Annotated in this window: 12 protein-coding genes; 10 read left to right on the plus strand and 2 right to left on the minus strand. The window is 64.1% G+C overall.

The window, feature by feature from the left end; all coding sequences use genetic code 11:
* Window positions 1-4: 4 nt before the first annotated feature.
* The gene (locus RND64_RS00745; RefSeq protein WP_331436344.1) at window positions 5-1300 is read left to right on the plus strand and encodes a helix-turn-helix transcriptional regulator; all 1296 of its coding nucleotides are present in this window, start codon (window positions 5-7) and stop codon (window positions 1298-1300) included.
* On the plus strand, window positions 1254-1658 hold the full coding sequence (locus RND64_RS00750) for a hypothetical protein (RefSeq protein ID WP_331436345.1): 405 nt from the start codon (window positions 1254-1256) through the stop codon (window positions 1656-1658). Before RND64_RS00745 ends, RND64_RS00750 begins: the two co-directional genes overlap by 47 nt.
* Here the strand turns inward: RND64_RS00750 and RND64_RS00755 are convergent.
* Window positions 1645-3411 carry a sigma-54-dependent Fis family transcriptional regulator gene (locus RND64_RS00755; RefSeq protein ID WP_331436346.1) on the minus strand — a complete coding sequence of 589 codons (1767 nt, stop codon included), beginning with the start codon at window positions 3409-3411 and terminating at the stop codon, window positions 1645-1647. The genes RND64_RS00750 and RND64_RS00755 overlap by 14 nt on opposite strands.
* 191 nt (window positions 3412-3602) lie before the next feature.
* Between RND64_RS00755 and RND64_RS00760 the strand changes: the two genes are divergently transcribed.
* The 8 genes from RND64_RS00760 to RND64_RS00795 all read left to right on the plus strand — a co-directional run bounded on the left by RND64_RS00760 (window position 3603) and on the right by RND64_RS00795 (window position 13743).
* On the plus strand, window positions 3603-5204 hold the full coding sequence (locus tag RND64_RS00760) for a flavin-containing monooxygenase (protein ID WP_331436347.1): 1602 nt from the start codon (window positions 3603-3605) through the stop codon (window positions 5202-5204).
* 46 nt (window positions 5205-5250) lie between these two features.
* On the plus strand, window positions 5251-6456 hold the full coding sequence (locus RND64_RS00765; RefSeq protein WP_331436348.1) for a serine hydrolase domain-containing protein: 1206 nt from the start codon (window positions 5251-5253) through the stop codon (window positions 6454-6456).
* A 128-nt stretch (window positions 6457-6584) separates the two neighbouring features.
* The gene (locus tag RND64_RS00770) at window positions 6585-7679 is read left to right on the plus strand and encodes an S-(hydroxymethyl)mycothiol dehydrogenase (RefSeq protein ID WP_267625661.1); all 1095 of its coding nucleotides are present in this window, start codon (window positions 6585-6587) and stop codon (window positions 7677-7679) included.
* Complete coding sequence (locus RND64_RS00775) at window positions 7676-8305, plus strand: MBL fold metallo-hydrolase (RefSeq protein ID WP_049699089.1); 630 nt, start codon at window positions 7676-7678, stop codon at window positions 8303-8305. Before RND64_RS00770 ends, RND64_RS00775 begins: the two co-directional genes overlap by 4 nt.
* A 205-nt stretch (window positions 8306-8510) precedes the next feature.
* Entirely contained in the window at window positions 8511-9800 is a 1290-nt protein-coding gene (locus RND64_RS00780) for an MFS transporter (protein ID WP_331436637.1), read from the plus strand.
* Window positions 9801-9924: 124 nt separating this feature from the next.
* Complete coding sequence (locus RND64_RS00785) at window positions 9925-10383, plus strand: DoxX family protein (protein WP_270485171.1); 459 nt, start codon at window positions 9925-9927, stop codon at window positions 10381-10383.
* A gap of 55 nt (window positions 10384-10438) precedes the next feature.
* Complete coding sequence (locus RND64_RS00790; RefSeq protein WP_331436349.1) at window positions 10439-12232, plus strand: SulP family inorganic anion transporter; 1794 nt, start codon at window positions 10439-10441, stop codon at window positions 12230-12232.
* Window positions 12229-13743 carry an ATP-dependent DNA ligase gene (locus RND64_RS00795; protein ID WP_331436638.1) on the plus strand — a complete coding sequence of 505 codons (1515 nt, stop codon included), beginning with the start codon at window positions 12229-12231 and terminating at the stop codon, window positions 13741-13743. The genes RND64_RS00790 and RND64_RS00795 overlap by 4 nt, the downstream gene beginning before the upstream one ends.
* Window positions 13744-14105: 362 nt before the next feature.
* Here the strand turns inward: RND64_RS00795 and RND64_RS00800 are convergent, their stop codons facing one another.
* A complete protein-coding gene (locus RND64_RS00800) occupies window positions 14106-14396 on the minus strand; it encodes a GIY-YIG nuclease family protein (RefSeq protein ID WP_270485166.1) in 291 nt (96 codons plus the stop codon).
* Window positions 14397-14623 lie beyond the last annotated feature (227 nt).

The following is a 14623-nucleotide window of genomic DNA, read 5'->3' on the forward strand; positions in this document are numbered from 1 at the left end:
TGAAGTGACGAGCGAAGGACTGTCCGAACGTTCGGGCGAGGTGACGACGACGCTGTCGGCAAGCCGGTGGCAGCAGTTCGCCGCCGTGGTGGATGGTCCGTTGCCGCAGATCGCCGAACGCTTCTCTAAGTTCCTGGCGTCGGCGCATCCGCACGACGCGCTGATCATCTACACCCGTGAGTGCACCGGCCGCCCGCGCAAGGTGGCCGGTGCCCCGGCGGTTGTCGAGCGAGTAACCATCGCCGAACTCGACGCGATCAAGGAGTCGGTCGAGCGAGGCGGCACTCTGCGCGGGCAGGTGGTCGTCGGCGGATCGCGGCGAAAGGTGCTCGTGGTCCGTGATGCGACCGACACGTTGTTGGTCCTGGTACCCAGGTCGGTGAAGTCGCGGACGGAGAGTGTCGACGAATTGCTGACCGCTTGGTTCGCGCTGGTGGCGACGTCGATTCGGCAGCAGGTGGCGCAAGCAAGCCCCGACTATCTGGCCGAGTCGCGGGCGGCGTCGACCGAACGGGCTCGGACGATCACCCAACTGACCGAGACACACGAGGACACGTTGTCGTCGATTCTCGGGACGCTGCGATCGCGCGACCTCGATGACGGGGTCGCGCGCACGCTCGCGGCGGAGACGGCGTCAGCCGCTTTGATTGCGTTGCGGTCGGTCGGTGATACCGATCGTGCGCTTGCGACCGAACCGATCGGCGTTGCCTTCCGACGGCTCCGGGCCGAACTCGAACCGGTGCTGCGTGACCTGGACTCCGACGTCGAGTTTGTGGAGCCGGAGGTTGACGCGACGCTGTCGGGCGAGATTGCGCACGCCGCGAGAGCCATCGTGCGCTCGGTCGCCGTGGCCGTCGCCGCCCAACCGGCCGTCGAACGGCTGCGGGTGGCGTGGGAGATCAGTGGTGACGATCTGCTCGTCGACGTGCGCGATCGAGGTCGGGGTGAACTCGACGGAGATGCGTTGTCGCGACAGCTCGCGGGGCGGTTGCGTGCGGTGGACGGGACGCTGGACGTCGAGTCGCTTGCCGGGTGGGGTAGTCGCGTGTGCGCTCGGATTCCGTTGGAAGCAAATGTCTCTCGCCCTGAGAAGGATCTGCTCGCGTCGTTGAATCCGCGTGAGCTCGAGGTTCTCGGGCATCTAGCGCTCGGTCGGCGGAACAAGGCCATCGCCGCGGAGCTCGGGGTGAGTGAGAGCACCATCAAGTTCCACGTCGCGGCGATTCTGCAGAAGCTGCAGGTGTCCAACCGCGGTGAGGCCGGGCTGCTCGCCGCGGGCGCGGGGATCACGGCGGGGTGATCTCGACAAGCTCGATCAGCGGGTAGGGCTCGATCAGCGGTGGGGTGATCTCGACAAGCTCGATCAGCGGTTGGGGCTCGATCGGCGGTGGGGTGATCTCGACAAGCTCGATCAGCGGTATGGGGCTCGATCGGCGGGTGGGGTGATCTCGACAAGCTCGATCAGCAGTATGGGGCTCGATCAGCGGTTATGTGGCTCGATCAGCGGTTATGTGGCTCGATCAGCGGTTGGGCGTTCGATCAGCGGGTGGGGCTCGATCGGCGGGTGGGGCTCGATCGGCGGGTGGGGCTCGATCGGCGGTGGGGCGCTCGATCAGCGGTTGGGCTCGGTCGGCGGCGGGGTGCTCACACCCCAGTGATGCCGTAGGTGTGGATCTTGCGGTAGATCGAGCTGCGCGACATGCCAAGCACTTGCGCGGCGCGGGCTCGGTTGCCGCCGGACTCTCCGAGCACGCGGACGATGGCGTCGCGCTCGGCGATCTCAAGGGTGGTGAGCACCCGGTGGGCGGTGGTTCGGCAGAAGCCGGGGAGGTCCTCGGGTTGTATCTCTCCGACAGGACGTCGATGAAGCGCGGACTCGAGCGCTGTGTGTAGTTGTGTCAGGTTCTGCGGCCACGAGTAGGCCGAGATGACGCGCATGGCCTGCGGGCTGATCCGGGTATTACGTTGCGGTGCAATCGACTTCAAGATGCGATCGACGAGGAGTTGCAGGTCTGGCCCACGAAGCCGCAGGGGCGGCAATGTGACCGAATGGTCGAATCGTGCAACCAGCCCGCCGTAGGTCGTGGCCGTCGTCGAAGGGCGCGACGACGAGGTCGCGGCGAGGATGTATCCGGCGGCCACGGCGTCGTCGATGACGGATCGCAACTCCCGTGGAACCTGTGCGGGGAGGCTGTCGATGTGTCGCAGGACCAGGAGGCCGCGACCATCAGCGGGAATTGGCAGGGACGTGGTCTGTCGGGGGTCCGCTGCGTCGATGACAACGATTGGGGCCGCTGGGCTATCGATGCGGAATGCGTCCATGAGAATCGAGAGGCGCCCGCTTCCCGGCTCGCCCAGGACGATCACGCTGGTGTTTCGCGTAAGCGAGTGTGCGACCTCGTTGTAGGCCGAGATCCAGCTGGGACTGCGCATGCCGCCCGCGGAGATCGTCGGCAATGATGCGATCCGGGAGTCGGTCTCGTCGGCCCCGCGATTGCCGAACCGATCCTCGTCGAGTACAGCCACCACTCCAACGACATCACCCCGGCTTGTGATGTGTTTGGTCCGCATTCGGATCTGCCGCCCGCTGTCGAGCGTGACTGTGTGCAGGGCATTGTCGTGTTTGGACATGAGGTACTCGGCGTACTGGCCGATGATCGCCTGCTCGTCGGGGTTCAGCAGCGACCGTGCGGCCTCGTTCGCCATCACGGTCTCACCCAGGGCGATCACAGCGCGACCCGGTCGCGCGGAGGCACGCAGATACGTCTCGAATACCGCGCGCGTGTCCTGGCTCCGGTCGAGGAGGAGGTTGCGGCTGATGTCGGTTGCTGCCGAGCGCACCAGAGCATCGACAAGGCTGTTCCAACTCTCCGCCAACATGCTCGCGTCGAGAACCCCGGCAACCCGCCCGGTCAGCGGATCGAGAATGGGCGCACCTGTGCACGCGAACTGAACGAGCGACTGGTTGAAGTGTTCGGAGCCGACGACGCTCACCGGCGCACCCACCTCGAACACCGTGCCCACCCCATTGGTCCCGATGGTGCTCTCCTCGAACGAGAACCCACGGTCGAAGTCCACGCGGTCGAGGACTCGCCCGACCGCCGTCGAACAATCACGGCGGTCGACGATCCTGGCCTGGGCGTCGGTGAGAGCGATAGTGACGGGAACGTCGGACATGTCGCCGGTGAGTCGCTCGAGCACCGGCCGGGCGCAGCGTGCCAGACGCGAGTCGAAGTCGATGTCGTCGTGGAAGGCGACCGTGTACTTGTCGGCATCGAGTCCAGCGGAAGCGCTCCTCGACCAGGACGCCGCCACGACGTCGCCGACGCCGGCGGCTCCCTGCGGTCCGTACTCCAGAAAATCGGCGCGAGCAGCAGCGATACGGAGTTGCTCGTCCCGCCTGTCACGCACGTCGGCGACTCCTTCCTGCCCCGAGGTGCGCCATTGTGACGCACGGCACAGCCGATTATTCATTGGTCGACGCCCCTGCGGCCACCACCGATCGGACAGGATTGCTGTCCCAATTTGGGACACCTCGGTTTTGTGAGACAGCACAAACATTCTCCACTACGTGACCACAATCACATCAATGGAGGAGCACGATGTCAGACAAGACGCTCGACGCTGTGGTGATCGGAGCCGGCGTGGCCGGTCTCTACCAACTGCATCAGCTACGCGAACAGGGCCTCGACGTTCGGGCCTTCGACACCGCGTCCGGTGTCGGCGGGACGTGGTACTGGAACCGCTACCCCGGCGCGAAGTTCGATTCGGAGGCCTACATCTACCAGTACCTATTCGACGAGGACCTCTACAAAGGCTGGAGCTGGAGTAGCCGATTCCCCGGCCAGAGCGAGATCGAGGAGTGGCTCAACTATGTTGCGGATGCGCTCGACCTTCGGCGCGACATCTCGTTCGACACCACGATCACGAGCGCCGTATTCGACGGAGACACCAACCGCTGGACCGTGACCACCGACAGCGGCGAGACCATCGACACCCAATACCTCGTCACATGCTGCGGAATGCTCTCGGCGCCGATGGCCGACCTCTTCCCGGGACAGAGCGACTTCGCCGGCAAGATCTTCCACACCGCGCGCTGGCCGCGTGACGGCGTCGACCTGTCGGGTAAACGCGTCGGCGTCATCGGCAACGGAGCGACGGGCATCCAGGTCATCCAGACGATCGCCGATCAGGTCGACCAACTGAAGGTGTTCATCAGGACGCCGCAGTACGCGTTGCCGATGAAGAACCCCAGCTACGGTCCCGACGATGTCGCTGCGTACAAGGCGCGCTTCGACGAGCTGAGGGAGAACTTGCCGAACACGTTCACGGGTTTCGAATACGACTTCACCGTCGCCTGGGCTGATCTCACGCCCGAGCAGCGTCGAGCACGTCTGGAAGCCGACTACGAGAACGGGTCGTTGAAACTCTGGTTGGCGTCCTTTGCCGAGATCTTCTCCGACGAGGAGGTCAGTGAGGAGGTCTCGGAGTTCGTGCGCGAGAAGATGCGCGCTCGACTGCAGGACCCGGAGCTGTGCGAGCTGCTGATCCCCTCCGACTACGGTTTCGGTACCCACCGCGTTCCGTTGGAGTCCGGTTATCTCGAGGTGTATCACCGCGACAACGTTCAGGCGGTGCCCGTCAAGAACAATCCGATCGCGAGGATTGTCCCCGAGGGAATCGTGCTCGAGGATGGATCACTCCACGAACTCGACGTGATCGTCATGGCGACCGGCTTCGATGCAGGCACAGGCGCACTGACGCGGATCGACATTCGTGGACGTGACGGACGTTCCCTCCGTGAGGACTGGGGCCGTGACATCCGCACCACCATGGGCCTGATGGTGCACGGCTATCCGAATCTGCTGACCACCGGCGCGCCGCTCGCGCCGTCGGCCGCGTTGTGCAACATGACGACCTGTCTGCAGCAGCAGACCGAATGGATCAGTGATGCGATCCGGCACATGCGTGCCAACGGCAAGTCGGTCATCGAGCCCACTGAAGAGGGGCAGGACGCGTGGGTGGCCCACCACGACGAACTGGCAGACGCCAACCTCATCTCCAAGACGAACTCCTGGTACGTCGGCTCGAACGTCCCGGGCAAGCCGCGCCGCGTTCTCTCGTACGTCGGAGGGGTCGGGGCCTACCGTGCCGCGACATTGGAGGCCGCAGCAGCAGGCTACAAGGGGTTCTCCCTGTCATGACGAAAAGTGTTGTTAATCAGAGAAATTCATCGAAAGGACAGATGAGATGACAAGTTCAGTCACTGGAGTCGACCGTGGTGTACTCAAGCGGTCGGACGACGCCATTCTGAAATCAGCAGTCGACGCCGACATGCCCGTGGCGGGCGTGGTGGCGATGGTGACGGATCGAAACGGCAACATCTACGAGGGCGCCGCAGGCAAGCGTCGAATCGACGGCGACGCCGCGATCACCACCAACGACGTCTTCGCCCTCTTCTCGACCACGAAGGCGATCACCGCGACCGCGGCATTGCAGCTCGTCGAAGAGGGCGCACTCGACCTCGACGCTCCCGCATCCGAGTACGCGCCCGAGATCGGCGAATTGCAGGTGATCGAGGGCTTCGGCGACGACGGTGCGCCACAGCTGCGCGCGCCGAGGTCGATTCCGACGACGCGCCAACTCCTCACCCACACAGGAGGTTTCGGGTACGACTTCTTCGACGAGGTCTACTCCCGCCTGGCCGACGAACAAGGTCAGCCAAGTGTCATCACCGCGACGAAAGCCGCACTCACGACGCCTCTGCTCTTCGATCCGGGCGAGCGGTGGCAATACGGCACCAACCTCGATTGGGTCGGTCAGGTCGTCGAGCGCCTTCGCGGTAAGCGACTCGGCGAGGTATTCGAGGAACGGATTTTCCAGCCCCTGGGTAGCCAGAACATGAGTTTCGTTCTGCGAGAAGACTTCCGCTCGCGTCTTGCGGAGATGCATGCGCGCAATGCCGACGGCACGTTGACACCGATGGACTTCGAGTTGCCGACGCCACCGGAGGTCGATTTCGGTGGGCACGGGCTATACGGCACCGTCGGTGACTACATGAAGTTCATCCGGATGTGGCTCAACGACGGAGCCGGTGAACACGGCCGTGTGCTCAAGCAGGAGACCGTCGAGATGGCGGTTCAGAACCACCTCGGCGATCTACCGGTGACCATGCTGCCCGGCGTGATCCCGTCATTGTCCAACGACGCGGAATTCTTTCCGGGCCAATCGAAGTCGTGGTCGTTGCCGTTCATGATCAACAACGAAGAGGCACCCACAGGTCGACCTGCGGGGGCGCTCGGCTGGGCAGGCCTTGCGAACCTCTTTTACTGGATCGATCGAGAGAACGGCTACGGCGGCTTCTGGGCGACGCAGATACTGCCGTTCGGTGATCCGACGTCGTTCACGAAGTACATGGACTTCGAGACCGCGCTGTACCGGTCGCTGGACCACTAGGGCCGTCGAACGGCATTCCTGTACTTTCGACCAGGTAGAACCATCCATTCGGATGGATGCATGTCTCGTGCCATGCCACAAGACTGTGTTGAGTACAAGGTTCTCACCATCGAGAGGTTGAAAGCGGAATGTCGCAGACGGTCAAGGGAGTCATCTCGCGTAGCAAGGGTGCGCCAACGGAACTCGTCGACGTGGTGGTGCCCGACCCCGGGCCCAACGACGTCGTCGTGGATATCCAGGCGTGCGGTGTCTGCCATACGGATCTCGCCTACAAAGAGGGCGGCATCAACGACGAGTATCCGTTCCTCCTCGGGCACGAGGCTGCGGGCGTCGTCGAGGCGATCGGTTCGGATGTCACTCACGTCGAGGTCGGCGATTTCGTCGTCCTGAACTGGCGTGCGGTGTGTGGTGAGTGTCGGGCGTGCAAGCGCGGGAAGCCCTGGTACTGCTTCGACACCCACAACGCGTCGAAGTCGATGACGCTCACCGACGGGACCGAACTGACGGCTGCGTTGGGTATCGGCGCGTTCATCGAGAAGACCCTCGTCCACGAAGGACAGTGCACCAAGGTCAATCCCGAGACCGATCCCGCGGTGGCCGGCCTGCTCGGCTGCGGCGTGATGGCCGGCCTCGGCGCTGCGATGAACACCGGCAACGTCGGTCGCGGAGACTCCGTCGCCGTCATCGGTTGCGGTGGCGTCGGCGACGCCGCGATCGCCGGTGCCCGACTGGCCGGTGCCACCAAGATCATCGCGATCGACCGCGATCCGGCAAAACTGCAGTGGGCAACCGAACTCGGCGCAACTCACACCATCAATGGTGCAGAGGTCGACGACGTGGTGACCGCCGTCCAGGACCTGACCGACGGCAACGGGGTTGACGTCGTCGTCGACGCTGTCGGGCGACCGGAAACGTGGAAGGAAGCCTTCTACGCCCGCGACCTCGCCGGAACCGTTGTGCTCGTTGGTGTTCCGACACCCGAGATGAAGCTCGAGATGCCGCTCGTCGACTTCTTCTCGCGCGGCGGATCGCTCAAATCGTCGTGGTACGGCGATTGCCTGCCCGAGCGCGACTTCCCGATGCTCATCGACCTCTATGAGCAGGGTCGACTCCCGCTCGACAAGTTCGTCACCGAGCGCGTCGGACTAGGCGACGTCGAGGCCGCCTTCGAGGCGATGAAGGGCGGCAAGGTGCTTCGCTCGGTGGTAGAGCTGAAGTCATGAGCAACGCGAGCATCGACAACGTCGTCACGTCCGGCACCTTCTCGCTCGACGGTGGGACGTGGGACGTCGACAACAACGTCTGGATCGTCGGCGACGACAGTGAGGTCGTCATCATCGACGCCGCGCACAGCGCAAAGCCGATCCTCGACGCTGTCGGTGACCGGACGGTGAAGGCGATCGTGCTGACACACGGCCACAACGACCACATCACCGTGGCCCCGGAGTTGTCGAAAGAGACCGGTGCGCCCATCCTGCTGCACCCCGGCGACACCATGCTGTGGAAAGAAACGCACCCCGACGTGACGCCGGGCAACCTCGACGACGGGCAGGAAATCGACGTCGCGGGAACGTCGTTGAAGGTCATCAACACGCCGGGGCATTCGCCTGGCTCGTCGGTGATCTACGCGCCGGAGCTCGGTGTGTTGTTCAGTGGCGACACGTTGTTCCAGGGCGGACCGGGAGCGACAGGACGGTCGTTCTCGAGCTTCCCGAAGATCATCGAGTCCATCAAGGAAAAGATCTTCGTGCTCGATCCCGAGACCAAGGTCTACACGGGGCACGGCGACGGCACGACGGTCGGCGCCGAGGCGCCCCATCTCGAAGAGTGGATCAAGCGGGGTAGCTAAGTGCGCTCAGCGCCGTGTTTTCGAGTCTCCATGTGAGCTCGGAAACACGGCCTGGTGCCCCGAAAACCTACCCACCTGCGAAGATCCCGAGGGGCGGGCGCGTAACCTCTCCGCGGTGAGTGAAGCCACTGTCCCTTCAACGGGTTCTGCTCCTGTCGATCCCGCTCGACCCGCAGTTCCGCGTAGCCGCATCGTCATCGCATCGATGGTCGGCACGAGTATCGAATTCTTCGACTTCTACATCTATGCGACGGCAGCCGTCCTCGTGTTTCCGACGCTGTTCTTCCCGAAGGGCAACGACACCGCCGCGCTACTCTCGTCGTTCGCGACGTTCGGCCTCGCATTTGTCGCGCGGCCGATCGGTTCGGTGTTGTTCGGACACTTCGGAGATCGCGTGGGGCGCAAGGCGACCCTGGTCGGTTCGCTACTCACGATGGGTATCGCCACCTTCGCGATCGGGTTGCTGCCGACGTTCTCCCAGATCGGTTATGCCGCACCGGCTCTGCTCGCGCTGCTGCGGTTCTGCCAGGGTCTCGGACTCGGCGGCGAATGGTCGGGGGCCGCGCTGTTGGCCACCGAGACCGCAGAGAAGGGCAAGCGCGCCTGGGCGGCGATGTGGCCGCAGCTCGGTGCGCCGATCGGCTTCTTCTTCGCCAACGGCATCTTCTTGCTGCTGATGCTCGGAATGGACTTCGACGCCAAGAGCGCTGCGACCAACCACGCATTCCTGACCTGGGGTTGGCGAATTCCGTTCCTGGCAAGCGCAATCATGGTGGTCATCGGGCTCTACGTGCGGTTGAAGCTCACGGAGACGCCCGTGTTCGCCAAGGCTGTCGAAGAGGGTAAGAAGGTGCGCGCACCTTTGGCTGAGGTCGTCAAGACCAGTTGGCGCCCGCTCATCGCCGGCACGTTCATCATGCTGGCCACGTACACGCTCTTCTACATCGTGACCACGTGGACGACGTCGTATGGAACCGGCAAGGTGACCGACGCGTCGGGCGTCAAGCTCTCCATCAGTTACGTCGACTTCCTTGGGCTGCAGCTTATTTCGGTGCTGTTCTTCGCAGCGTGCGTCCCGCTCTCGGGATGGCTCGCCGACCGTTATGGCCGACGTGTGGTGCTTCTGGTCATCACCGGTGCGATCGTCATCTTCGGTCTGTGCTTCGGGTGGTTGCTCAACCCGTCGTCGGTGACCGACACCGTCATGCTGGGCTTCCTCATCCTGGGTATGGCACTGATGGGACTGACCTTTGGGCCGATGAGCGCGATCCTGCCGGAGTTGTTCCCGACGAACGTGCGCTACACGGGATCTGGGATCGCCTACAACGTCGCGTCGATCCTCGGCGCTGCCGTTGCGCCGTTCATCGCGACGTGGCTGGTTGCCGACTTCGGTGTGGCGTGGGTTGGGGTTTACCTCGCGGTGGCCGGAGTACTGACGCTGCTGGCGTTGTGGTCGGTCCAGGAGACGCGGTCGGTGGACCTGTCGGAAGTCTGAGTGCAGGCGTCTGAGCGTCGAAAGTCTGGGCGTCGAACGTCTGAGCGTCGAACTTCAAGCGCGATTCCCTCGGAATCGGGTTTCTGGGGTTGCGATGCGGGAACCAGACCCTCATAGTTAGGCAATGCTTACCTCACTTGAGAAGGTCGCGCCATGGGCGATCGGCCTATTTCGTATCGTCATCGGCTTCCTGTTCTTCTGTCACGGCGCGTCGACGCTGTTCGGATGGCCGGTCGCGCCGTACGGCGGCGAGACCGCGGCGTTCGGAGCATGGCCGTCGTGGTGGGCCGCTGCGATAGAGCTGGTCGGCGGCATCCTGGTCATGCTCGGACTCGGCACTCGCGTCGCTGCGTTCATCGGTTCCGGTGCGATGGCCGTCGCCTATTTCTGGAAGCACCAGGGCGACGGTCTGCTGCCCATCGCGAACGAGGGCGACTCGGCCGCGCTGTACTGCTGGGCATTGTTCCTGTTGGTCTTCATCGGCTCGGGACGTCCGGCACTGGAGAACGTGCTTGTGCGTAAGCGCGCGGAACAGTCCGACGCCGCACCATCACAAGACTCGGCAGTGCGCACCGCTGCCTGATCAACGCGGGTAACGTCAGCGGGGTGATCGAACCGCTGAGCCCGGGCGAACGGCCGTGAGCCCGACGCGGGCCGCCGGATCGGAGCGCGCGTCCTCGACGTCGCTGCAACGCTTGCTGCCACCCGCGTTCCGTGGTTACCAGCGCGGGTGGTTGCGGGCGGACGTCCTTGCGGGCATCACGCTCGCGGCCGTCGCCATTCCGGAATCGATGGGCTACAGCACAATTGCCCACGTTCCGGTGGTTGCGGGAATCTATACCATCATCCTTCCGACAATCGTGTTCGCTGTTCTGGGTGCGTCACGGCTCATGGTGACCGGTGCCGACTCGGCGACCGCGGCGATCATCGGATCGGGCATCGCGGGCATCGGAGTCGCAGGCCTGCAACCGAACTCGGCGGAGTGGTTGGGCTTCGCGTCGTTGATCGCAATCGTGACGGGACTGATGCTGGCAGTGGCCAGGATCGCGCGACTTGGGTTTCTCGGCGACTTCCTCTCCACCGCTGTGCTCGTCGGCTTCCTCGCAGGCACCGGGATCAGTGTGCTGACCGGGCAGATTCCCGGCATGCTGGGGATCTCCGGTAGCGATGGTCGGATATGGGAGCGCTGGGAACACCTTGCGCGCGAACTCGGCTCCATCCGATGGACCGCGGTGGCGTTCGCCGTTGCGACGCTGGCGTTGCTGATCGTAGGCAAGCGGTGGGTGCCCCGCCTTCCGATGCCGGTCATCGTTGTGGTGGCGTCGATCGTGCTGGTATACGCCTTCAACTGGTCCGATGATGTGCCGGTGATCGGCGAGTTGCACGGCGGTTTTCCCGAATTCGGACTTCCCGACTATGTCACGTGGCGCGACATACCGAAGGCCGCGACGGTTGCAATCGGCTGCGCGGTGGTCATTCTCGCCCAAAGTGCGGCCACAGCACGAAGTTTCGCGCAGCGTCACGGCGAGAACGCCGATGTCAATCGCGACATCGTCGGACTGTCTGCGGCCAACATCGTCGCAGGCTTCTCGTCGACATTCGTGGTCAACGGCAGCCCCACCAAAACCGAACTGCTCGAATCCGAACATGGTCGGACCCAGGTCGCCAACATTACGATGGCGCTGATCGCGCTGATCGTCGTGGTCTTCTTCGACGGCGCGCTCGCCTACATGCCACACGCCGTGCTGTCCGCGATTGTCGCGGTGGTGGCGGTGCGGCTGATCGACATCGACCAGTTCCGTCGGATGTGGCGGGTGTCGAAGTACGACTTCACCATTGCTCTCCTGACCGCCGTGGTGGTGCTGGTTCTCGGCGTGCAGAACGGCGTGGTCGTTGCGATGGGAGTGTCGCTTCTGGCGATAGTGCGCAGGCAGTATCGTCCCGAGCGGTTCGTGGTCGGGGTATCCGACCATGGGCGTCGTCGACGATACGAGTCGGCCAAGCCGGGTGCGGAGTCGATGCCAGGACTCATCGTGTTCCGTTACGACGCGGATCTGTTCTACGCCAACGCCAGTCGATTCTCCGATGAGGTGGCCGCGCTGGTTCGGGCGGCTCCGCACCCGGTGCGTTGGCTAATACTCGACTGCACAGTGATCGGCGACGTCGATTACACGGCCTCGGTCATGCTGAAGGATCTGATCACCTTCGTGCACAAGCGGAATGCTCATTTCGTCCTCGCGGGCGTGGATCCCGAACTCGGGGACACACTTTCCGACGAGGGAGTGCTCTCGGAGCTGAACTCCGACCACGTGTACCTGACGGTCGGCGCCGCGGTCCGTGCGTACGAGGCGGCGTATCCCGACGCGGTAGAAGCGGCACGGTCGGAGGGCTCGTCGGATGTATCGCCGGATGCATGGAAGCAGGAGTCGTGAAACTCGGGCAGGTCGTGGAAGCGTCGGCGCAGATGGCTGCGACCCGGTCACGCAAGCTCAAAACAGCCGAATTGGTTGGGCTCCTTGGTACTGCGTCGAAGGATGAACTACCCATCGTGGTCACATGGCTCTCCGGCGAGGTGCCGCAGGGCAAGCTGGGGGTCGGCTGGCGGTCGCTGGTGAACCTCGATGTGGACGGTGCCGAGGAGTCGAAGCTCGACGTGATCGATGTCGACGACGCGTTCGAGCAACTCGCCGCGGCCAAGGGAGCGGGGTCGGCAGCAGTCAGAAACAGCGTGTTGACAGGGCTTTTCGCGAACTCGACGCCGCCTGAACAGGACTTCCTGCGACGGTTGCTGACCGGTGAACTGCGGCAGGGATCGTTGGCGGGGCTGATGGTCGACGCGGTGGCGCAAGCGACGGGTCAACCCGTCGATTCGGTGCGACGCGCACACATGCTGACCGGATCACTATCGGAGACAGCGGTATTGGCCGCACATGGCGGTGACGAGGCGTTGCGTGGAGTGCGGCTACAGGTCGGACGCGCGATCGCACCGATGCTTGCGACTCCCGCCGACGACTTGCCGAGCGCGCTTGCCGACCTCGGCCCCGACATCGTTGTCGACTTCAAACTCGACGGTGCACGAATTCAGGTGCACCGTAACGGCGGTGACGTGCGGGTGTTCACCCGCACGTTGCGGGATGTGACCGATAGGGTGCCCGACCTTGTCGAGGTTGTGCTCGGGTTGCCCTGTGAGACAGTCATTCTCGACGGTGAAACGCTGATGCTCAGCGACGACGGCCGGCCGCGACCGTTCCAGGAGACCATGAGCAGGTTCGGATCTGCCGCAGACGAGACGAATCCTCGACTGCTGCAACCGTTCTTCTTCGACTGCCTGCATCTCGACGGCCGTGATCTGATCGACCTGCCGCTGTCGGAACGACTCGAGGCTCTGGATTCGGTGGCACCAGGGCTCCGCATTCCGTCTGTGGTCGACCCCGATGTCGAAGCGGCACAGGAACAATTCGCAGCGGCCATAGCGGAAGGCCACGAAGGGGTCATGGTCAAGTCGCGCAGCGGTGTGTACGCCGCGGGGCGTCGTGGCCGGACGTGGCAGAAGGTCAAACCGGTGCACACGCTCGACCTCGTGGTACTAGCCGCCGAGTGGGGATCGGGGCGTCGACGCGGCTGGCTATCGAATCTGCACCTGGGTGCACGCGACCCCGACGGCGGGCCGCCGGTGATGGTCGGCAAGACGTTCAAGGGCCTGACCGACGAGATATTGCGTTGGCAGACAGAGGAGTTCCCCAAGTACGAGGAGTCGCGTACGGAGTGGGCGGTGTTCCTGCGGCCGGAGATAGTCGTGGAGATCGAACTCGACGGTGTGCAGCGTAGTTCCAGGTATCCGGGCGGGGTTGCCTTGCGGTTCGCCCGGGTGCTGCGGTATCGGCCCGACAAGACCGCCGCCGACGCCGACACCATCGACACCGTCCGCGGGCTGCTGCCGTAGGGGGCGCTGGTCGAGCCGCCGCTCGCTGGTCGAGCCGCACCTCGCCGGTCGACGTAACCCCGCTGGTCGAGCTTGTTGAGACCACCCCACCGCTGATCGAGCCATCCCCCGCTGGGCGAGGCAACCCCCGCTGGTCGAGCTTGTCGAGACCACTCATCGCTGGCCGATCCCTCCCGCCGCTGGTGATTTCGACTCGGCTGCTCGCTCCGCTCGCGGCCGGCTCAATCAGCGGAAAGGGCCCCACGCGCGGGTCGAGTGCTGCCCCGCTGGTCGTGCCAACCCCGCTGGTCGTGCCAACCCCGCTGGTCGAGCCAACCCCCGCTGGTCGAGCTTGTCGAGACCACCTCACCGCAGCCGAGCGTCTAAGCCCCGTCTTGTCGGTTGCGTGAGAGTTGTTGCAGCAACTCATAATCTCCAGCAATGAGAGCCTTCCGCTTACCGCGGGACCAGTTCTGAACGCGCTTCTCCAGCGCGTACGCCTCTGCGATAGTTGGACATTCGTGTTGGTACACGAGCCGTACAGGCAGCCTGCAGCGCGTGTAGCGACTGCCCTGACCGCTGTTGTGCTGCTCGAGCCTCGACTCGACGTTCTGGGTGCTGCCCACGTAAAAGCTGCCGTCAGAGCACTCGAGGATGTACAGGTAGCCGGTCATCCGACAACTATGCACTCACCGCTCGACTATCGAATTTCTCTGTCCACAGGCCGTTTAGTGGTCTCGACAAGCTCGACCAGCGGGGGGCTCCGCCGGCGAGTGGGGGCTCGACGGCGAGTGGGGTGGTCTCGACAAGCTCGACCAGCGGGGTTGGCTCGACCAGCGAGTGGGGCCCGACCAGCGGTGAGCGCTCGACCAGCGGGTGGAGGCTCGATCAGCGGTGGGGG

The sequence above is a fragment of the Gordonia sp. w5E2 genome, assembly GCF_036540975.1.
GTDB lineage: Bacteria > Actinomycetota > Actinomycetes > Mycobacteriales > Mycobacteriaceae > Gordonia > Gordonia jacobaea.